The sequence below is a fragment of the Pseudomonas sp. AC463 genome, assembly GCF_979253585.1.
The window spans coordinates 1-240 of record NZ_CEEDDZ010001105.1; the positions used below are offsets into that span (position 1 = coordinate 1).

Sequence of the window (240 nt, forward strand, 5' to 3'; positions counted from 1 at the left end):
GTCATGACGCTCACCGTGACAAGCCACGCGATCGCCAGCCACACGCCGAGGCACAGCAGCACCGGCAGCGCGACGGGCAAGATGGCGAGATCGAGGAAGGCGACGACGCCGCGGCCGGCGATGAAGGCCCGGACGGTCTGGAGCTGGTTCAGTGCGGTGATCGCGCGGCGGCCGGTGCGCGGGTCCGCGGCCTGGGTCATCGCGCGCGCCAGCGGCTCCTCAGCCCGGACGAAGAGGTTC

Annotated in this window: 1 protein-coding gene; it reads right to left on the reverse strand. The window is 72.1% G+C overall.

All coding sequences use genetic code 11. From position 1 onward, the window contains the following. Positions 1-200: hypothetical protein (locus tag AC0IYH_RS33705; RefSeq protein ID WP_471838803.1), on the reverse strand; the 200-nt coding region annotated here is incomplete at its 3' end. Between the last annotated feature and the right edge of the window lie 40 nt (positions 201-240).